We start from the raw sequence: 17,322 nt of genomic DNA on the forward strand, positions 1-17,322 counted from the left end.
ACGGCGCTCAATCCTGACGCGAGTGCCGCTCCAGGAACTCGTAGACCTCCGTGGTGTCCACTCCGGGGAAGGCGCCCTGGGGCATGGCGGCGAGCAGGTGACTGTTGGCGCGCGCCGCCGGCCAGGCCTGGCCCTCCCAGCGGGCCGCAAGCGCCGCAGGGGGCTGACGGCAGCAGGTCGGGTCATCGGGGCAGCGCGAGGAGGATCGCGAGGTCGTGTCGGAGCCGCGGAACCATTTCACGTGCTCGAAGGGCACCCCGATGGAGAGCGAGTAGAGCCCGGAGGAGTGCGCCTCGGTCCGTGCGGTGCACCAGAACGTGCCGACCGTGGTGTCGGTGTACTGGTGGAAGGACCGGAACTTGTCGTCGACCTCGAAGACCTGCCGCGAGGTCCATTGCCGGCAGATCGTCTGGCCCTCGATGGCCCCGGAATGGTCCGCCGGGAAGTTCACCCCGTCGTTCTCATAGGCCTTGTGCAGGATCCCGGACTCATGGACCTTCTGGAAGTGACACGTGATGCCCAGATGCTCCGTGGCGAGATTCGTGAACCGGTGGGCTGCCGACTCATAGGAGACCGCAAAGGCGTCGCGCAGATCCTCGATAGCGATCTCCTTGCGCGCCTTGGACTCCTTGAGGAAGCGCACCGTGGTGGCCTGGGGCATCAGCAGGCTTGCGGCGAAGTAATTGGTATAGACGCGCTGTCGCAGGAACTCGGAATAGTCCTGGGGCTCGGTGTGGCCCAGCACCTGATGACCCAGCGCCTGAAGCAGCACCGAACGGGCGTCCCACTGCCGCGAGGTGCCCTGGGTCAGGTAGATGATCCGGTTCTTCTGATCCGTGACCGAGCGGGTGGATTCGGGCAGATTCTTCACGAAGCGCAGCGAGAACCCCAGGTGCGCGGCGATGTCGGCGGCCACATGGTGGGACAGCGGACCCTCGCGGTGGGCTACCGCGTCCAGCAGTCCTTGGGCGGCCGCCTCGATCTCAGGGTAATAGTTGTTCTTGGCGCGCATCTCCTCGCGCAGCTCGGTATTGGCCCGCCGCGCCTCCTCCGGAGTGGCGGCCTGCTCCTCGAGCTGACGGCGCAGCTCGCGCTGCAGAGCCACCAGTGATTCGAGCACATCCATGGGCAGCCGATTGCTGATCCGCACCGCAGGCAGGTTCAAGGCGGCATAGAGCGGGCCCCGCTGAGCCTTCTCCAGCTCGATCTCCAGGGCGGCGCGCTTCGAGGGCGGCTCGGCACCGAAGAGGTCGTCGAAGCTGACCTCCAACGCCTTGGCCAGCTGCTGCAGCTGAGAGAGCTTGGGCTCGCGGCGGCCGTTCTCCAGCAGCGAGAGCTGGCTGGGCGCGGTGCCCAACGCCTCGGCGAGCGCGTCGAGGGTCATTCCGGCCTGTTTGCGCAGGTGGCGCACGCGTCGACCGAGTGCGATCAGGTCGAATCCCTCGTCCTGGGCGTCCACCGAGGCGCGCTCAAGCGAGCGCAGCTGGGTGCGGTGGGACGCTTCCCTCGCCGTCGAGGTCTCTCGGACTGTCCGCATACCTATGGAGCATACCGCCCGGAGTCACATGGCCGGTGATGCACACCACTGCTGAGTGTACGCGAGTAGCGTGGAACACACCGCCGCATTCGACGTGCTGAAATCGCTCGTTAACAGGTTGTAAACAGGTTATATGCGGCTCCTGGTAAGGTCGAAGACCATTACTTCAACGGGGGAGAATCTTGAATTCCAGCACCACCGAGCCCGTAGTCCGAGCGCGGAACGTGTTCAAAGCCTTCGGCAAGCGCCCCGATGAGATCGTGCGGCGTATCAAGGACGGTGCCGATCGTGAGGACGTCAAGGACCTGGGCACCGCCGCGGTCATCGACGCGAGCTTCGACGTCCAGCCCGGCGAGGTCTTCGTCGTGATGGGCCTCTCCGGCTCAGGAAAGTCCACGCTGATCCGCATGGTCAACGGCCTGCTGCCGGCCACCTCCGGGAGCATCGAGGTCGGCGGTGAAGACATCGCGCGACTCTCGGCCAAGGAGCTGCGCCGGGTGCGCCGCGAGAAGGTCTCCATGGTGTTCCAGCACTTCGCGCTGCTCCCGCACCGCACGGTCGGGCAGAACGCCGCCTACGCACTGGAGGTCCAGGGCCTTAACCGCTCGGATCGGGAGCGCAAGGCCGAAGAGGCCCTGCAGATGGTCGGCCTCGACGGGTGGGGCGGATCCATGCCGGACGAGCTCTCCGGAGGCATGCGCCAACGAGTAGGTCTGGCCCGCGCCCTGGCGGCCGGCACCGACGTGATGCTCATGGACGAGGCCTTCAGCGCACTGGATCCCCTCATCAGGCGGGAGATGCAGGACCAGCTCGTGGAACTCCAGGAGCAGCTGGGCAAGACCATCCTGTTCATCACCCACGACCTCAACGAGGCCATGCGGCTCGGCGACCGGATCGCCATGATGCGCGACGGTCGAACAGTCCAGATCGGCACCTCGGAACAGATCCTCAACGACCCGGCCAACGACTACGTGGCCCAGTTCGTCCAGGACGTGGACCGCACCCGGGTCCTCACCGCAGGGGCCATCATGGAGCCTCCGGTGGCGGTGCTCGGCACGGAGCAGGGTCCCCGCACCGCGCACAAGCTGATGCGCGAACACCAGACCAACGTGCTCGCGGTCGTGGACCGAGGCAAGAAGCTGCATGGCTTCGTCCATGAAGCAGCTGTCGCTGCCGCGGTGGCGCAGGGCACGAACACTCTCGAGGGACTCCTGCAGCCGGCGCCCTCGGTGCACGCCGAGACCCCGCTGGCCGAGCTGATGACCCAGGCCGCGCAGAGCGAAGCCGGACTGGCCGTGATCGATGACGCCGGCCGGCTGGAAGGAATCATCGCCCGCGTGACTCTGCTCAACGCCCTGGCCGAGCCGAAGCACACCACCCACGACACTCCGGAGGCGGTGACGGCCCCATGATCACGACTGCAGAAGAGACCGAAGGAGTCGGGGTTCCCCGGCTGAACGTCGGCGAATGGATCGAGACCGGCTTCGACTGGATCAACGACAACCTCGGATGGCTTTTCGACATCATCCAGACGGTGGTCTCGACACTGACCGGCGGTCTGGACGGGGCGCTCAACACTCCCGATGCACTCCTGCTCGCGCTGGTGTTCTCCCTGCTCGGCTGGCTGGTCAAGGACTGGAAGCTCGGCCTGCTCTCGATCGTGATGCTGGTCTTCGTGATCAGCATCGATCAGTGGGAGAACGCAATGACCACGCTGGCGCTGGTGGCCGTGGCGGCCGCCATCGCCCTGGTGATCGCGATCCCGCTCGGCATCTGGGCCGCCCGGTCAGACCGGGTCAGTCAGACGATCCGGCCCGTGATGGACCTGATGCAGACCATGCCGGCGTTCGTCTGGCTGGTCCCGGTGGTGACCATGTTCAGCATCGGGGTGACCAGCGGCGTCGTCGCCACCATCATCTTCGCGCTCCCTCCCGGCGTGCGTTTCACCGAGCTCGGCATCCGCGGGGTCGACTCCGAGGTGGTGGAGGCGGGCCACGCGTTCGGCAGCACGCCCGGGCAGATCTTGCTGCGCATCCAGCTTCCGCTGGCGCTGAAGACCATCATGGCCGGCGTCAATCAGGTCATCATGCTGGCGCTGTCCATGGCTGTCATCGCCGGCCTGGTCGGAGCCGGAGGGCTCGGTGGCGAGGTCATGCGAGCCATCGGCAGCCTGGACATCGGTCTGGCGTTCGAGGCCGGGCTGGCCGTCGTCGTCCTGGCCATCTATCTGGACCGGGTCACCTCCGCCATCGGTCACGGCGGCATGGCCATGGGCCGGATGTCGAAGCTGCTGCGTCGGGGCCGTCCTCGACGAAGCCCTGAGCCCGTCCCCACGAACACCGCCTGATCCGGCCTCGCCCGCGCGCGAAGCCACTCCCGAGGCCACAGACCAGACACCGCACCGCACACAACAGATTGAGGCACATCATGAGTACACGCACTGGCACAGCATCGAAATTCATCGGCCTGACCGCCGCGGCAGCCCTCGCGCTGACCGCCTGCGGCGGTGGAGACGACGCCGCAGAGAACGGGGACGCTGCCGAGAGCTCCGGCACCATCACCCTGGGCATCATTCCCAGCTGGACCGATGGACTGAGCATGGCCTACCTCTGGCAGGCCATCCTCGAAGACGAAGGCTACGAGGTCGAGATCGAAGAGATCAATGACGCCGCCCCGCTCTACACGGGTGTCGCGCAGGGCGATCTCGACGTGTATCCCTCCGCATGGCCGGAGGTCACCCACGCCGAGTACATGGAGGAATACGGTGACGATCTGGAAGACCTCGGCGCCTATTACGAAGGCGCCGTGCTGACTCTGGCGGTCCCCGCATACACCGAGATCGACTCCATCGAAGAGCTGCCTGAGAATGCCGAGGACTTCAACGGTCAGGTCATCGGCATCGAGCCCGGCTCCGGTCATATGGGCGTGACCGCCAACGATGTGTTCCCTGCCTATGAATTGGATGCAGACTTCGAGCTCGTCGAATCCTCCACTGCCGCGATGCTGACCGAACTGGGCTCGGCGATCGATGCTGAGGAAGACATCGTCGTGACCCTGTGGCGTCCGTTCTACGCCTACGGCGACTTCGACCTGAAGGACCTTGAGGACCCGGAAGGCGCGCTGGGCGAGCCCGAGACGCTGAACTTCATCGCCAACTCCGAGTTCTCCGGGGAGTTCCCGGACGTGGCCGAGTGGATGGGCAACTTCACGCTCTCCGACGAGGAGTACGCGGAGCTCGAGGACATGATGGTCAACGAGTACGCCGACAACGAGGAAGAGGGCGCAGCAGCCTGGATGGAAGACAACGCCGAGCTGATCGACTCACTCAAGGAGTGATCTGCAGACGTTGATCAGCAGCGGCTGCTCAGCACCCGAAGACGGAGACCCCCGGCCCCGCGGCGAGTCATGGACTCGAGCGTGGGACCGGGGGTCTCCGTCTGTCGTGCCACGGCCAGCCGAGGTTCAGCGGGCCCGCTTCTGCAGCAGGACGGCGCCGCCGGCGTCGTCCTGCTCGGCGCTGAAGGTGATGGCCCGGATGGTGCCGGCCGGGAGGCCGACCAGCTCCTCGGCCCGGGTGAACATCTCCTGCCAGATCTCCAGCTCCGATTCGCCCTCGATGCCGAGCAGCGAGATGAACGGAGCCCTGCCCTCCGAGACCAGGCGGCGGGCCCGACGCTGGATGTGCAGCGCGAAGTCGACCAGCCCGGCCGAGAGCGGCTGCCCCTGCGAGAAGATCCGGTCCTCGGGCCGGGTCAGTCGCCGGGGAGTCGCAAAGGCCGCGGGAGGTTCCACCAGGTACCGCTCGACCAGCGCCTTCCAGGAGGCCTCGGCCTCCTCCGCACTTCCGCGCCGCCCCGTCGGGCTCGGCGCGAAGTTCCGCTGCGGCTGGAGCTCCGGTGCCTGGAGTTCGGCGATCCGTGTGCCGAATTCGCGGTGCAGGGTGCTCAGGAAGGTCAGCGCATCCGCGGTGAACACCTCGTTCTGCCGCGGTGCCCGCGGTGCCGTGAGGGTGATCCCGTTGATCGTGATGCCGCTGCTCGCACTGGCCTCGGTCGGATCGGTGATGCTTTCATTCCGGGGTTCGGTGCTGGAGTGCAAGGATGTGCTGGTCTGGGCGTTCATGGCTGACTCCTTTGTCAATGCCGGTGGATCAGTGGAATTGTCCTGCTTCGGTGGAACCCTTATAGGCCACCGTCGAGGACTCGGGGTTCAACGTGGTCGAGATGGCATCGAAGTATCCGGTGCCGACCTCGCGCTGGTGCTTGGTGGCGGTGTAGCCGTCTGCTTCGGCGGCGAACTCCTTCTCCTGCAGCTCCACGTAGGCCTTCATCTGGTTGTCCTTATAGCCGCGCGCCAGCTCGAACATCGAGTAGTTCAGCGCGTGGAAGCCGGCCAGGGTGATGAACTGGAAGGTGAAGCCCATGGCGCCCAGCTCACGCTGGAACTTCGCGATGGTCTCGTCGTCGAGGTGCTTCTTCCAGTTGAACGAGGGTGAGCAGTTATAGGCCAGCATCTGGTCCGGGAAGTCGGCCTTGACCGCCTCGGCGAACTGCTTGGCGTACTCCAGGTCCGGGGTGCCGGTCTCCATCCAGATCAGGTCCGCGTAGGGCGCATAGGCCTTCGCCCGGGAGATGCAGGGCTCGATGCCGTTGCGCACCTTGTAGAAGCCCTCGGCGGTGCGCTCCCCGGTGATGAAGGCCTGGTCGCGCTCGTCGACGTCGGAGGTGATCAGCGTGGCCGCCTCGGCGTCGGTGCGGGCGATGACCACGCTGGGGGTGTTGTGCACATCGGCGGCCAGGCGGGCTGACTGCAGCGTGCGCACGTGCTGTCCGGTGGGGATCAGCACCTTGCCGCCGAGGTGTCCACACTTCTTCTCCGAGGCGAGCTGATCCTCCCAGTGCACGCCGGCCGCGCCGGAGGCGATCATGGACTTCATCAGCTCGTAGGCGTTCAGCGGTCCGCCGAACCCGGCCTCGGCGTCGGCGATGATCGGGACCATGTAGTCCTCCACCGTGCGGGTGTTCTCGAGGTAGTCGATCTGATCCGCGCGCAGCAGAGCGTTGTTGATCCGGCGCACCACGGAAGGCACCGAGTTCGCCGGGTAGAGCGACTGGTCCGGGTAGGTGTGGCCCGAGAGGTTGGCGTCACCGGCGACCTGCCAGCCGGAGAGGTAGATGGCGCGCAGCCCGGCCTTGACCTGCTGGACGGCCATGTTGCCGGTCAGCGCACCCAGGGAATTCGTGTACTTGCCCTCGGCGTGCTCTGCGGTGAGCTGGCTCCAGAGCTTCTCGGAGCCGCGCTTGGCCAGGGTGTGCTCCTCCTGGACGTTGCCCTGCAGCTTGATGACCTCGGCTGCGGAGTAGTCGCGGGTGGTGTGTTCCCAACGGGGGTTGGTGTCCCAGTCCTGCTGCAGCGCGTCGACCTTCTGCTGGAAGACCTCTTTGGTCTCGGGGCTGAGCGTGCCCTGGGGCTGCGAGGTCTGCGATGTCTCGGACTGCGGAGTAAGTGTGTCGGTCATCTGAATCTCCTTTGAATCGTGGACCGTTTTTCGGGGACAACCCCAGTTCACGCCCTGTGCAACCCAAACGCCAGGGTTTTCTCATCAAAGATCCTCACTTCTTTGCGCAATCGAAGAAACGTCGAAAGATGCGGAGGACCCCCATCTTCTACACTGTGTAGAAGAGACAGGACACAGCACACCCGCACCACACCACCCGAGGAGGAGCACCATGACCAACCCCGCAACACCGCGGAACCCCACGACATCGACGACGACGGCCCCCGCCGCTCCGGCCAGCCCGATGCCGCGCCTGACCCTGATCGTCGGCGGCCTGCTGGTGGTGATCGGCATCGCCGGCTATGTGGCCACCAGCTTCGCCAGCGCGACCGCGCTGATCCCCTCAGTGGTCGGCGTGCTGCTGCTGATCAGCGGCGGCATCGCGCTGAAGAACCGCAAGCTCGGCGTGCACATCGCCCTGGTGGTCGCGCTGCTGGGCGCCTTCGGCATGATCATGCCGCTGATGAGCCTGCCCGAGCTCTTCGCCGGCGAGTCAGAGAACCCGGGAGCCGTGATCTCCTCGCTGGTCACCGTGATCGTGCTCGTGGTCTACATCGTCCTGGGCGTGCGCAGCTTCATCGCTGCCCGCCGATGGAAGAGCGCGCACTGAACTGACGCGGGCTGAGCTGGACGGGACTGAGCCGGCTCAGTCCGCAGAGCAGCGCAGGAGGCCGGGGACCAGATCGAGGTCCTCGGCCTCTTCCATGTCCTGGACCTCGAAATCGGAGCCCAGGATCAGGTCCACGCTGAAGTCACCGCGGTCATCGAGGTCCACCATGCTGCCGGGGATGTGCTGCTGCAGGGTGTAGGCCTGTCGCAGGCCCCGGTCCCCCACTCGGATGATCCCGGCGAAGCCCGTGTCGGCGAAGTAGTCGTTGTCGACCTCAGCCACCCGGAAGCCGCGAAGGCTGAGCTCGTCGGCCACCTGATGGGCCAGCCCGGGCGCGTTGGTGGTGTTGAACACCGAGATCCGGACCCGTTCGGGCACCACCGGCTGCTGGGTGCCGGAGGGGCACTGGTCCGCCGCGGGGATCGAGCCGCGGCCGAAGATGCTCACCGGCAGCGTTCCATTGATCATGAGCCAACTGGTCCCGCTGATCAGCCCGATCACGGCGAAGGTGCCCAGCCAGATCAGCAGCCGCTGGGTACGCGTGCTCGCAGGCCGGTGATCCATGGGACAAGTCTAGAAGCTTGCCGGGTGTGGAAGATTCATCAGACGGATGCGGCGAGCCGCGGCTCACCCTCTGCGATGCCGACGCGTCTCCCTTGCTGCTCCGGGGCGCCCCCGGTGGCTCCTGCGACCAGACCGCCCAGCACGGCCATCACGATCCGTGGCCGCGCGACGCCGAGTTCACGCAGCTTGTCCTCTATGGCGCCATCAGCCCACAGCGAGAAGCGCATGTACCCGTAGACCGATGCTCCGACGGTCAGCCCGACGCACCATAGCGCCATCCTGCCCCGAGGGGTCAAGGGCGGCTTCTGGTCCTGCGTTGCCTGGTCCTCCGGGGCCGGCGGCTCACCCCGCTCCCCCTGCTCAGGTTCCCCCTGTTCGTTCGTCCGATCCTCGGGCGACGTCCGGCCAGCGTCGGCCATGGCCTCCCAGATTCGCGGCGTGACCAGGACTGTGGTGATGCCCGCCGCAGGGACCCACATGATGGCTTGGCGCAGCCATTCCGGATACTTGCGCACCGGCACCAGGGTGAGGACGCCGGCAGCGGTCCCCTGGACCCATCGATTCTGGATCCAGGCTGGAACTCGACTCGGTGGCCGGTCAGAGAGGCGGGAAGCAGTCGCAGAAGAGTCCGCAGTCGGTGAAGTCATGCTCCCAGAGTAGGAATGCGGCGCCGACCGGGCATCCGCCCAGAGGCTGATCCTGCCGGGATGGTCTAGCCGATGGTGAGCTGCTGGAGACATTAAGAGCCCCACGTGCACCTGCCAGAGCCCACTTACCCTTGCTACCTTCCGGTCCTGGGGGAGTTCAGCAGGATGGCACCGCACGTGGGGCCAGGAGTCATCGTATCTCGGTCTCAGCCTCGAAGGCCAATGGAGCTCAGCGCTTGAGCGCGTTGGCCACGTCCTGGAGCAGCTGCGGGATGTCATCGCGGTCGGTGATCGCCTCGATGAAGACCAGCTTCTCGCGGTTGCTCATGGTGTCCTTGCAGGCCGCCAGCAGCTCTGCCTCGGTGCTGACCCGGCGGTAGAGGTAGTCCTCCTCCTCGGCGCCGAAGAGGCGGGGCACCAGTTCCCAGCGCCACGGGGCGATGTCGTTGTAGACCTCGTCGGGGCCGTGGATGGCGCGTTCCACGGTGTACCCGTCGTTGTTGACCAGCACCACGACCACAGGCAGCTTCTCCCGGATCATCACGCCCATCTCCTGGATGGTCAGCTGGGCTGAGCCGTCACCGATGAGCAGCACCGGCCGACGGCTGCGGTCAGCCAGCCCGGCACCGATGATCGCCGGCAAGGTATAGCCGATCGAACCCCACATGGGCTGCCCGATGAACGTGGACTTCGCCGGGAAGCGGTGGGAAGCCATCCCGAAGTAGCTGGTCCCCTGGTCGGCGGCGACGATATTGGCCGACTCCAGCTGTGAGGCCAGCACCGACCAGAGGCCGTCCTGGGTCAGCGGCCCCTCGGAGGGCTCCCGTGGGGTCTCCGTCGCCGGAGCCTCTGCAGCGGGCATGGGGACGACGTCGTCGAGCTCGGTGGTGACCCGATGCAGGACCGCGAGCGCGTCCTGCAGCGAGATCGGGGTGAAGACCTCATCACCGACCCGGGCGCCGAAGCGGGAGACGTCGATCATCCGGGCGGGATCGAGATCCATCGAGAACCCGGCGGTGGTGTTGTCGGTGTATTCCACACCGAGGGTGATCAGCGCATCGGCACCCTCGATGACCTCGCGCACCCGATCCTGAGATGCAGCTCCGGCGTAGATGCCCACGAAGTTCGGGTCCGACTCATCGACCAGGGTCTTGCCCCAGGCCAGGGTCGCGAAGGGGAGCTCGGACTCGGTGAGGAAGGAAGCCAGCTCCTCGGTGGCGCCGAGCCGGTGGACCAGCAGGTCGGCGAGCACCGCGGTGCGCCGCCCGGGCAGGAAGCGGCGCACCGCGTCTTCGAAGGCGGCGACGGCGCGCGGGGTGGTCACCGGCAGGTCGGTGGTCAGCGGTTCCGAGGGCGGGTAGGCGGCAACCTCGGCGACGTCGGCGGCCAGCATCAGATAGCCGGGGCGTCGGCGGAAGACCACATCGCGCAGGACCCGGTCGATCTCCCAGGTGGCGGTGGGGGCGTCGAGGTCGGCGTGCGCACAGGTGACCTCTTCGGCCATGCGCAGGAAGTGCTTGAAGTCGCCGTCGCCCAGCGAGTGGTGGATCTTGCGACCCGAGGCCTGGGTCTCCTTGGGCGGGGCGCCGACGATCTGGACCACCGGCACGGACTCGGCGTAGGAGCCGGCCACGGCGTTGATCGCGGAGAGCTCCCCGACCCCGTAAGTGGTCAGGAAGGCGCCGATGCCGCGGATCCGGGCGTAGCCGTCGGCGCTGTAGCCGGCGTTGAGCTCATTGGCGGAACCAACCCAGCGGATGCCGCGGTGGGCCACCACGTGGTCCAGGAAATGGAGGTTGAAGTCTCCGGGGACCCCGAACAGCTCGGTCAGGCCGAGTTCGGCCAACCGGTCCAGCAGGTAGTCACCGATGGTGTAGTTCTCCAGGGACGCATCCTGGGCGGCTTCGGACTGTACTTCTTCGGGCATGGGTCTCGCCTTCTGGTCGTGGCAGGCTCCAGCGATGCGGGTGGTTCGACTGGGCGGCCAACGGTCTACGGTGCGTTCAGTCTACGTGGGAGCCGTCACAGCAGGTCCTGATCAGGCCGCCGGGCGGGACGGTGAACGGAATAGCCCGCGGCGCAAAGCCGTTCCTCCACGCGTGACGCACGGACAGCATCGGCGTCACCGGCATCATGCAGCAGCACCCTACGGAAGGCAGAACATCATGCGCGCAGTCACCCAGAAGACCTTCGGCGAGCCATGGGACGTCCTCGACGTCGAGGAGGTCCCCACCCCGGACCCCGGCGCCGGAGAGGTGCGGGTGCGGACCCTGCTCTCCCCCATCCACAACCACGACCTGTGGACCATCCGCGGGTCCTACGGCTTCAAGCCGGAGCTGCCGGCTCGCACCGGGTCCGAGGCGGTCGGTGTCATCGATGCCCTCGGAGAGGGCGTGGAGAACCTTGCAGTGGGTCAGCGGGTAGCTGTCGGCGGCGCCTTCGGCGCCTGGGCCGAGTACTTCACCGCCCCGGCCGCGGGCCTGATCCCGGTGGATGAGAACGCCGCCGACGAGGTCGCCGCCCAGCTGGTCGCGATGCCCTTCTCCACCATCGCGCTGCTGGACTGGTTGGACCTGAACGAGGGTGATTGGATCATCCAGAACGCCGCCAACGGCGCCGTCGGCCGGATGCTCGCCCAGCTGGCCCCGACCCGAGGCATCAACGTGCTCGGCCTGGTGCGTCGCGACGCCGGCGTCGAGGAGCTCAGCGCCCAGGGCATCGACCGGGTCGTCTCCACGGAGTCAGCCGGCTGGCAGGACCGCGTCGCCGAGATCACCGGCGGCGCGAAGATCATCGCAGGCATCGACTCCGTGGGCGGAGACGCCAGCAACGATGTGCTCTCCCAGCTGGGCGAGGACGCCACGCTGGTGATCTTCGGCGCCATGGCAGGTGGCACGATGGCGCTGAACTCCGGGGCGATCATCTTCAAGAACGTCACGATCAAGGGATTCTGGGGCTCCCGGGTGATGAGCGATCTCGCGCCCCAGCGTCGAGGAGAGCTGTTCACCGAGCTGCTCACCCGGGTCGCGGACGGCACGCTTTCACTCACCGCCGAGGCGACCTATCCCTTCGATCAGGCACGCGAGGCGGCGAAGGCGAACTTCGTCCCGGGCCGCAAGGGCAAGATCCTGCTGCGCCCCTGAGCGCCTGCACGCGCTGACCGGGCGCGCTCAGCTGCCCGGCGGCTGGAACACCCAGGGCTCGCTGGGCAGCGCCTGGGGGTCGAAGGACCCCAGCGCCTGGTCCAGCGGGCCGGCCGGGAGGCCCAGCGAGACCAGCAGCAGGTCCCGCAGGGCCTCGGCATCGATCCCCTGCTCCTTCAGGGCAGCAAGGGTCACGGCACCGTCCCGCTTCGCCAGGCGCTCACCCTCGGTGTTGAGCACCAGCGGGACATGCGCGTACTGCACCTTCGCGGCCGCCTCCGTGCCGTAGAGCAGTCCGCGCAGATAGGCCTGGCTCGGTGTCGAGGAGGCCAGGTCGTCGCCGCGCACCACCTGGTCCACACCGGTGAGCTGATCATCGACCACCACGGCGAGGTTGTAGGCGGCGGCGCCGTCGTTGCGCTGGATCACGAAGTCGTCGACCTCGGTGGCGAGCTGGCCCAGCAGCATGTCTTCGACGGCGAACCGTTGCGCCGCCCCGGTCTCGGTGCGCGGGGTGCGCAGCCGCACCGCCGCGGGGCGCTGCGCTCGCCGTCGCGCCCGCTCGGCGGCGTCTAGGTCGCGACAGGTGCCCGGGTAGGCGCCGGTCGGCCCATGCGGGGCCCGCGCGGCCTCTCGAATCTCCCGGCGCGAGCAGAAGCACTCATAGGTCAGACCCGCCTGCTCCAGCGCCGCGATGGCTGCGGCATAGCGATCCGTCCGCTCGGACTGCCAGATCATCTCGGCGCCGTCCTGCGCGTCGAAGCTCAGTCCCATGGCCTGGAGGTCCTGGAGCTGCTGTTCCGCAGACCCGGGGACGGTGCGGGCGGCGTCGAGGTCTTCGAAGCGCAGCAGGAACGCCCGTCCGGTGGAGCGGGCGAAGAGCCAGGCGAGCATCCCGGTGCGCAGATTGCCCAGGTGCAGCTCCCCCGAGGGGCTGGGTGCATAGCGTCCAGCGGGCATCGGTGTCCCCTTTCCTCAGGTCAGATCGCGGCAGTGATCCATCCTACGGGGGCTCGATGTGCATTATGCGTCGGTTCTCCGCTAGTATGAAGTCTGCTCTCGAGGGCCGTGCCGATCAGGCAGGCCAGCGGAAGCAGCCAGGAGGATTCGCCTAGCGGCCTATGGCGCACGCTTGGAACGCGTGTTGGGTTCACGCCCTCGGGGGTTCAAATCCCCCATCCTCCGCCAGTTGAGGCCCGGAATCCCGCGGAAGTAGCGGGGTCCGGGCCTCTTTTCTCCCCAAAAGTCTCGAATCTGTCCCCACGGGCTCCGCAGACTGGCCTTATGGCAAGCATTGAAGTGCGTTCAGGGATCGCCGGAGACTCTTTCAGGGTCATCCGGCGGGTGAAGATCCGGGGCAAGTGGGTCAAGAATTCCGCCAGCGCGCTCCCAGACAAGCCGGCAGCCCAGCTGGCACCAGGGACTCATCGAGTCCCTCGACGGGGACCAAGAGGCCGCAGACCGACTGCTGATGGCGCACGCCTCCGAGGCTCCCTTGCTCTCCACGATCGCGGCCGAGCACATCGCCCGGCTGATCGACGTTGCCCCATACACGCGGCACAAGTATCGAAACCACATCCAGCACCACCTCCCCCACCTCGACATCCCGGTGGACCAGATCACCGAGGACGACGTCGCCCGCTGGGCCGCATGGCTGTCGAACGAGGCGCAGGTCCGCGGCCGCAAGACCCCCGGGTACGCGGCCAAGACGATCCACCACGCGCACGGCTTCCTCTACAGCGTGCTCGCCTACGCGGTGAAGCGAAGCTACTGCGCGAGCAACGCGGCCACCGACACGCATTTGCCGAGCACAGACGACGGCGACGGCGGCGAGAAGTTCCTCACCGCCGAAGAGGCCGGGGCACTGCTCCCCCACATCGCGCCCAAGTACCAGCCATATGCCCGATTCCTGTTTGCCACCGGGCTGCGCGCCGGAGAGCTCCTCGGCCTCAAGCCGGAGGAATTGACCGCCGTGGATGGCACCGCCTGCGTGCACGTGCTGCGGGCCATGAAGCAGGACGCGGACGGTGTGGGAGGTGCACGAGGGGGCACCCAAGACGAGGCAGTCACGGCGCACCCTCGAGATCGACGCGGAGACCATGCGGCACGTGTGGCCGCTCATCCGGGCGGCCGGCCACGGGAACTACGCCTTCCCCGCCGGGACGACGAAGGCGACACCGCGGTTGCGGCAGAACATGATCGAGGGCGCCCAGACCCGGGCGGCCAAGGCAGGGTTCTCCAAGAGGTTCGGGCTACACACGTTCCGCCACTCCCACGCCGCCCACATGCTCGCGCTCGGGTTGCCGATCCATGAGCTGCAGTGGAGGTTCGGGCACTCCAGCATTCAGGTCACAATCGACCGCTACGGTCGCCTGACGGCTCAGCGGCGCGGGACTGCCTCCCGCCTGTGCGCGGATGGCACGCGGGCGCTCAGCGCCGCCCACCCCGTGGCGCAGCTGGAACGGGCGTGAGTCAGTAACTACTTTCGTCTTCACTCTTTCTAATAGCTGAAGGAGTCGCCGATGATTGCCGTAGTTGCTGTTGCTCTCCCGCTTGTTGCCACCCTGGTGACCATCGGCGCGATCGGAGCTTCTCTGTTGGCGTGGCACTACTGGGGCCCACGCAAAGGTGAATGGGATGTCCCTCTGCGTTTAGGCCTGGCCGACGGCAAGACCGTTGACGAGTCGCACTCCTCGATGTTGGTCGTCTTTCGCGTGGCATGATGTCTCCGTGAACGCTCCTCGCCCGCTCCCGGAGCTGTTGATCTACGGAGAGCGCAGCATCCCCCCGGAAGAGGTGCAGTCTACCCCGTATCGTCGTGAGCCCTACGTCCGTGTGGAGCTCCCGGACCTTGGGGCGGTGGATGCGAAGGCGACCCGCTGGACGGACAGCCGCGTGCTGATCCGGTGGGTGGATGACGCCCACGACACCCGGGGCGCATGGGTGCCGGCCGAATGGGTGACCCGGATCAACGGGAGTGAGTCGTGTTGGCGGGATCCGTATGATCATGGTGAACGGAAAGAACTGCTCTAGCCACTCGACCTGGAGGCTTGCACGGTTCGGAAGGTTTGCATAGGATTCATATCGGTTGCAGGGATATTCCAGATCCCAGAGCGCCAATTCGTGAAGCCCACGCCCTTCCAGGCGTGGGCTTTTGCGTTACACGAAAGGTGCGGACTTGCTACTTGCCTACATCGATGAGATTGGTGAGCCTGGCGCGTTCGTGTCACGTGACCACGCCCGTTACAAGACCAGCGCCGCGTTCGGCTATGCGGGCTTCATCCTGCCGGACTGGAGTGCTCGCCTCTTTGGGCAAACCTTCACGAATGAGAAGCGCACCGCATTCAAGACTGAGGTCGGAGCCGCGCCGAACCCCGGTGCATGGGAGAAGAAGGGCTCAGACATCTTTCGTGCCAAGATGAAACCTGAGTATGCGTACCAGCTCCGAGTGGTCAACGGGCTCGTGGGTGCCCTACGTGCCCGCAAGGGGCACCTGTTCTACTACGCAGCCGAGAAGAATCGGGGCACCCCCAAGCAAGTGACCATCTCCGTGGAGGAGCGCAGGATGAATGCTCTCCGACAAACGGTTAATAGGCTCGCTAGGTATGCCGACAAGAAGCAGGAGAACCTGCTCGTCATGATGGACTCGGTGCAGGAGAAGGAGCGCCGGGACAACGTACAGCAGATGTACGCCCACATTTTTAGCCGGAGCGCCTCCCATCGGGAGATGGCACGCGTATCTGAGCCCCCAATGCATATCGATAGCGCTCTGTCATCCAATATCCAGTTCGCAGACTGGATTGCATCGTTAGTCGGGCGAGCGATTGACTACCAGCTCATCCACGACTCCGCCTTCGACTGGGTCGCATCCGGCAGTCACTTTCCGAACGTTTTTCGGAGCTTCACGTACGAGTCGAAATTGGATCTGTGGCAGAGATCCGTCCCTCATCTCCATCACTCTGAGGTCTTCCATCGAGAGCGACCGCTTTACCCGACCGTGACAGGTCAAGCACTTGGATCAGCTGTTAGCGACGACCGTATTGCAAAGATGCAGGCCATCGCACTGGCTTCTTCTCAATAGGCCTTATGCACGAAAACCGCCCCACCCTCGTCTGAGGATGGGCGGCTCTGTGTGATGCGGTGGTTAGTCTCCGAGTGCCGCGGGGATCTCGGTCACGGGCTTGGGCTCGTCGTCGCTGAGATTCAGCACTGCCAGTGCGTGCGGGACCAGTGCGGCGAGGGCGGCCGCGACCAGACCGATCTCGACCACCACGGTCTCGGTAGCCTGCCGAATCTGCTGGACACTCCCCGGCTCGAGGAGCTCCGCGACAACGGCGCCGACCAACACGAGGATGGCGACACCACCGATCGCGTAGAGGACCGTGCGTGGGGTCTTGGTGAGTAGGTGCTTCGTCGCCATGGTCTATCCCTTTCCATGGATGATGTCGGCCTGCCAGTTGAGCCAGTCGACGGTGGCGTTGGCGGTCTGCGGGCCCCGCTTGCCGTCGATGCGCCCGGTGTAGAAGCGGCGCCCGGTCTTGGGGTTGGTGCGCCGGGAGAGGCTGGTCTGCCACGCCCGGGTGCTGGATGGTCCCACCACGCTGATGTGAGTGATGAGTCCTCGGTAGGTGCCGTCCTTCTTGCACCACTTCTGGAGCCGCTGGGCGAAGGTACCCGTGTACCCGACCCGGCCGAGGAGGTCGTGCAGCGCCTTGTCCTGGTGCTTGTTCCGCTTGCCGGCGCGTGAGAGGTACGCGTCGGGCCAGGGGCGGCGGCCAGAGGGCCACGGCTTCGAGCTCTTCGCGGCGGGCTTGGACGCGGCAGGCTTGACCGGTGCGGGCTTCGTAGCGGCAGGCCTGGCCGCGGACCACGATCCGCGCTTGATAGCGGCACGGAGCGCAGACCAGCCACCGGGCACCCGCGTGGGGTCAGACCGGTCGGTGGGGTTCCAATCGCCGTGCATCATGTGCACCAGGTTGCCGCCCCAGTCTTCGGTCATAGCCTTCCCGACCTTCGCGGCCGACTCGAGCTGTGCCGCGGTGACCGGGTACTTGGAGCTGTTGGCGTCGAAGCTGAACGCGATCGCCTCACGGTTGACGTCGTCGCGGTCATGCCACCACGGGAACCCCGGCCAGCGTGGGCGCACGAGCCAGCGGCGACGATGTACGCCTTGCCGGAGCGGCCATAGAGCACGTTGTAGAGCGGATACCCCTGGCCGTCGACCACGTACCCCAGGGTCGGTGCGTCCTTGCCGCTGGCGAAGG

The 17,322-nt window shown here is 66.3% G+C and carries 19 protein-coding genes, 1 tRNA gene and 1 other RNA gene; 11 read left to right on the forward strand and 10 right to left on the reverse strand.

What is annotated here, in order from left to right; translation table 11 throughout:
* Positions 1 to 7: 7 nt before the first annotated feature.
* The gene (relB, locus tag I2487_RS00210; RefSeq protein WP_207169792.1) at positions 8 to 1,537 is read right to left on the reverse strand and encodes a type II toxin-antitoxin system RelB family anti-toxin; all 1,530 of its coding nucleotides are present in this window, start codon (positions 1,535 to 1,537) and stop codon (positions 8 to 10) included.
* 182 nt (positions 1,538 to 1,719) lie between these two features.
* Between relB and I2487_RS00215 the strand changes: the two genes are divergently transcribed.
* The 3 genes from I2487_RS00215 (at position 1,720) to I2487_RS00225 (ending at position 4,873) form a co-directional block, all read left to right on the forward strand.
* Positions 1,720 to 2,949, forward strand: a complete 1,230-nt coding sequence (locus tag I2487_RS00215) for a quaternary amine ABC transporter ATP-binding protein (protein ID WP_207169793.1) — start codon at positions 1,720 to 1,722, stop codon at positions 2,947 to 2,949.
* The gene (locus tag I2487_RS00220; RefSeq protein ID WP_207169794.1) at positions 2,946 to 3,884 is read left to right on the forward strand and encodes an ABC transporter permease; all 939 of its coding nucleotides are present in this window, start codon (positions 2,946 to 2,948) and stop codon (positions 3,882 to 3,884) included. The genes I2487_RS00215 and I2487_RS00220 overlap by 4 nt, the downstream gene beginning before the upstream one ends.
* Positions 3,885 to 3,964: 80 nt before the next feature.
* Positions 3,965 to 4,873, forward strand: coding sequence for a glycine betaine ABC transporter substrate-binding protein (locus I2487_RS00225; RefSeq protein ID WP_207169795.1), 909 nt, complete (start codon positions 3,965 to 3,967; stop codon positions 4,871 to 4,873).
* 126 nt (positions 4,874 to 4,999) lie between these two features.
* Here the strand turns inward: I2487_RS00225 and I2487_RS00230 are convergent, their stop codons facing one another.
* Both I2487_RS00230 and aceA read right to left on the reverse strand, forming a co-directional pair.
* The gene (locus tag I2487_RS00230; RefSeq protein ID WP_207169796.1) at positions 5,000 to 5,659 is read right to left on the reverse strand and encodes an aldolase/citrate lyase/malate synthase family protein; all 660 of its coding nucleotides are present in this window, start codon (positions 5,657 to 5,659) and stop codon (positions 5,000 to 5,002) included.
* A 28-nt stretch (positions 5,660 to 5,687) separates the two neighbouring features.
* Positions 5,688 to 7,055 (reverse strand): isocitrate lyase, encoded by a 1,368-nt coding sequence (aceA, locus tag I2487_RS00235; RefSeq protein ID WP_207169797.1) that lies wholly within the window; start codon positions 7,053 to 7,055, stop codon positions 5,688 to 5,690.
* Positions 7,056 to 7,266: 211 nt separating this feature from the next.
* On the opposite strand from aceA, the gene I2487_RS00240 reads away from it, so the two are divergent.
* The gene (locus I2487_RS00240) at positions 7,267 to 7,704 is read left to right on the forward strand and encodes a hypothetical protein (RefSeq protein WP_255545805.1); all 438 of its coding nucleotides are present in this window, start codon (positions 7,267 to 7,269) and stop codon (positions 7,702 to 7,704) included.
* A gap of 36 nt (positions 7,705 to 7,740) precedes the next feature.
* Here I2487_RS00240 and I2487_RS00245 read toward each other — a convergent pair whose 3' ends face one another.
* The 4 genes from I2487_RS00245 to I2487_RS00260 form a co-directional block, all read right to left on the reverse strand.
* On the reverse strand, positions 7,741 to 8,268 hold the full coding sequence (locus tag I2487_RS00245; RefSeq protein ID WP_207169798.1) for a LytR C-terminal domain-containing protein: 528 nt from the start codon (positions 8,266 to 8,268) through the stop codon (positions 7,741 to 7,743).
* 38 nt (positions 8,269 to 8,306) lie between these two features.
* Positions 8,307 to 8,915 (reverse strand): hypothetical protein, encoded by a 609-nt coding sequence (locus I2487_RS00250; protein WP_207169799.1) that lies wholly within the window; start codon positions 8,913 to 8,915, stop codon positions 8,307 to 8,309.
* Positions 8,916 to 9,006: 91 nt separating this feature from the next.
* An RNA gene (ffs, locus tag I2487_RS00255) (signal recognition particle sRNA small type) lies at positions 9,007 to 9,103 on the reverse strand.
* A gap of 41 nt (positions 9,104 to 9,144) precedes the next feature.
* Complete coding sequence (locus tag I2487_RS00260) at positions 9,145 to 10,842, reverse strand: alpha-keto acid decarboxylase family protein (protein ID WP_207169800.1); 1,698 nt, start codon at positions 10,840 to 10,842, stop codon at positions 9,145 to 9,147.
* Positions 10,843 to 11,080: 238 nt separating this feature from the next.
* Between I2487_RS00260 and I2487_RS00265 the strand changes: the two genes are divergently transcribed.
* Entirely contained in the window at positions 11,081 to 12,058 is a 978-nt protein-coding gene (locus I2487_RS00265; RefSeq protein ID WP_207169801.1) for a zinc-binding dehydrogenase, read from the forward strand.
* Between the two features lie 27 nt (positions 12,059 to 12,085).
* Here I2487_RS00265 and gluQRS read toward each other — a convergent pair whose 3' ends face one another.
* Positions 12,086 to 13,018, reverse strand: a complete 933-nt coding sequence (gene gluQRS / locus I2487_RS00270) for a tRNA glutamyl-Q(34) synthetase GluQRS (RefSeq protein ID WP_207169802.1) — start codon at positions 13,016 to 13,018, stop codon at positions 12,086 to 12,088.
* 140 nt (positions 13,019 to 13,158) lie between these two features.
* On the opposite strand from gluQRS, the gene I2487_RS00275 reads away from it, so the two are divergent.
* The 6 genes from I2487_RS00275 (at position 13,159) to I2487_RS00300 (ending at position 16,139) form a co-directional block, all read left to right on the forward strand.
* Positions 13,159 to 13,246: transfer RNA gene (locus tag I2487_RS00275), tRNA-Ser, on the forward strand.
* Positions 13,247 to 13,529: 283 nt separating this feature from the next.
* On the forward strand, positions 13,530 to 14,372 hold the full coding sequence (locus I2487_RS15345; protein WP_255545806.1) for a tyrosine-type recombinase/integrase: 843 nt from the start codon (positions 13,530 to 13,532) through the stop codon (positions 14,370 to 14,372).
* On the forward strand, positions 14,254 to 14,529 hold the full coding sequence (locus I2487_RS15800; protein ID WP_518523684.1) for a tyrosine-type recombinase/integrase: 276 nt from the start codon (positions 14,254 to 14,256) through the stop codon (positions 14,527 to 14,529). The genes I2487_RS15345 and I2487_RS15800 overlap by 119 nt, the downstream gene beginning before the upstream one ends.
* A gap of 51 nt (positions 14,530 to 14,580) precedes the next feature.
* A complete protein-coding gene (locus I2487_RS00290; RefSeq protein ID WP_207169805.1) occupies positions 14,581 to 14,781 on the forward strand; it encodes a hypothetical protein in 201 nt (66 codons plus the stop codon).
* A gap of 7 nt (positions 14,782 to 14,788) precedes the next feature.
* On the forward strand, positions 14,789 to 15,091 hold the full coding sequence (locus tag I2487_RS00295; RefSeq protein WP_207169806.1) for a hypothetical protein: 303 nt from the start codon (positions 14,789 to 14,791) through the stop codon (positions 15,089 to 15,091).
* A gap of 145 nt (positions 15,092 to 15,236) precedes the next feature.
* Entirely contained in the window at positions 15,237 to 16,139 is a 903-nt protein-coding gene (locus I2487_RS00300) for a DUF3800 domain-containing protein (protein ID WP_207169807.1), read from the forward strand.
* Positions 16,140 to 16,202: 63 nt separating this feature from the next.
* On the opposite strand, the gene I2487_RS00305 is transcribed toward I2487_RS00300, so the two are convergent.
* Both I2487_RS00305 and I2487_RS00310 read right to left on the reverse strand, forming a co-directional pair.
* Positions 16,203 to 16,478, reverse strand: a complete 276-nt coding sequence (locus I2487_RS00305) for a hypothetical protein (protein WP_207169808.1) — start codon at positions 16,476 to 16,478, stop codon at positions 16,203 to 16,205.
* Between the two features lie 3 nt (positions 16,479 to 16,481).
* Positions 16,482 to 17,204 (reverse strand): N-acetylmuramoyl-L-alanine amidase, encoded by a 723-nt coding sequence (locus tag I2487_RS00310; RefSeq protein WP_207169809.1) that lies wholly within the window; start codon positions 17,202 to 17,204, stop codon positions 16,482 to 16,484.
* Between the last annotated feature and the right edge of the window lie 118 nt (positions 17,205 to 17,322).

Source organism: Nesterenkonia sp. E16_10 (genome assembly GCF_017347085.1).
Lineage (GTDB): Bacteria > Actinomycetota > Actinomycetes > Actinomycetales > Micrococcaceae > Nesterenkonia.

Excerpts from the sequence above, each read along its gene's own strand:
- I2487_RS00225 (WP_207169795.1), top strand. The coding sequence starts at position 3,965 with ATGAGTACACGCACTGGCACAGCATCGAAATTCATCGGCCTGACCGCC.
- I2487_RS15800 (WP_518523684.1), top strand. The coding sequence starts at position 14,254 with ATGATCGAGGGCGCCCAGACCCGGGCGGCCAAGGCAGGGTTCTCCAAG.
- I2487_RS00245 (WP_207169798.1), bottom strand. The coding sequence starts at position 8,268 with ATGGATCACCGGCCTGCGAGCACGCGTACCCAGCGGCTGCTGATCTGG.
- I2487_RS00240 (WP_255545805.1), top strand. The coding sequence starts at position 7,267 with ATGACCAACCCCGCAACACCGCGGAACCCCACGACATCGACGACGACG.
- relB (WP_207169792.1), bottom strand. The coding sequence starts at position 1,537 with ATGCGGACAGTCCGAGAGACCTCGACGGCGAGGGAAGCGTCCCACCGC.
- aceA (WP_207169797.1), bottom strand. The coding sequence starts at position 7,055 with ATGACCGACACACTTACTCCGCAGTCCGAGACATCGCAGACCTCGCAG.
- I2487_RS00230 (WP_207169796.1), bottom strand. The coding sequence starts at position 5,659 with ATGAACGCCCAGACCAGCACATCCTTGCACTCCAGCACCGAACCCCGG.
- I2487_RS00290 (WP_207169805.1), top strand. The coding sequence starts at position 14,581 with ATGATTGCCGTAGTTGCTGTTGCTCTCCCGCTTGTTGCCACCCTGGTG.
- I2487_RS00305 (WP_207169808.1), bottom strand. The coding sequence starts at position 16,478 with ATGGCGACGAAGCACCTACTCACCAAGACCCCACGCACGGTCCTCTAC.
- I2487_RS15345 (WP_255545806.1), top strand. The coding sequence starts at position 13,530 with ATGGCGCACGCCTCCGAGGCTCCCTTGCTCTCCACGATCGCGGCCGAG.
- I2487_RS00220 (WP_207169794.1), top strand. The coding sequence starts at position 2,946 with ATGATCACGACTGCAGAAGAGACCGAAGGAGTCGGGGTTCCCCGGCTG.
- I2487_RS00250 (WP_207169799.1), bottom strand. The coding sequence starts at position 8,915 with ATGACTTCACCGACTGCGGACTCTTCTGCGACTGCTTCCCGCCTCTCT.
- I2487_RS00265 (WP_207169801.1), top strand. The coding sequence starts at position 11,081 with ATGCGCGCAGTCACCCAGAAGACCTTCGGCGAGCCATGGGACGTCCTC.
- gluQRS (WP_207169802.1), bottom strand. The coding sequence starts at position 13,018 with ATGCCCGCTGGACGCTATGCACCCAGCCCCTCGGGGGAGCTGCACCTG.
- I2487_RS00260 (WP_207169800.1), bottom strand. The coding sequence starts at position 10,842 with ATGCCCGAAGAAGTACAGTCCGAAGCCGCCCAGGATGCGTCCCTGGAG.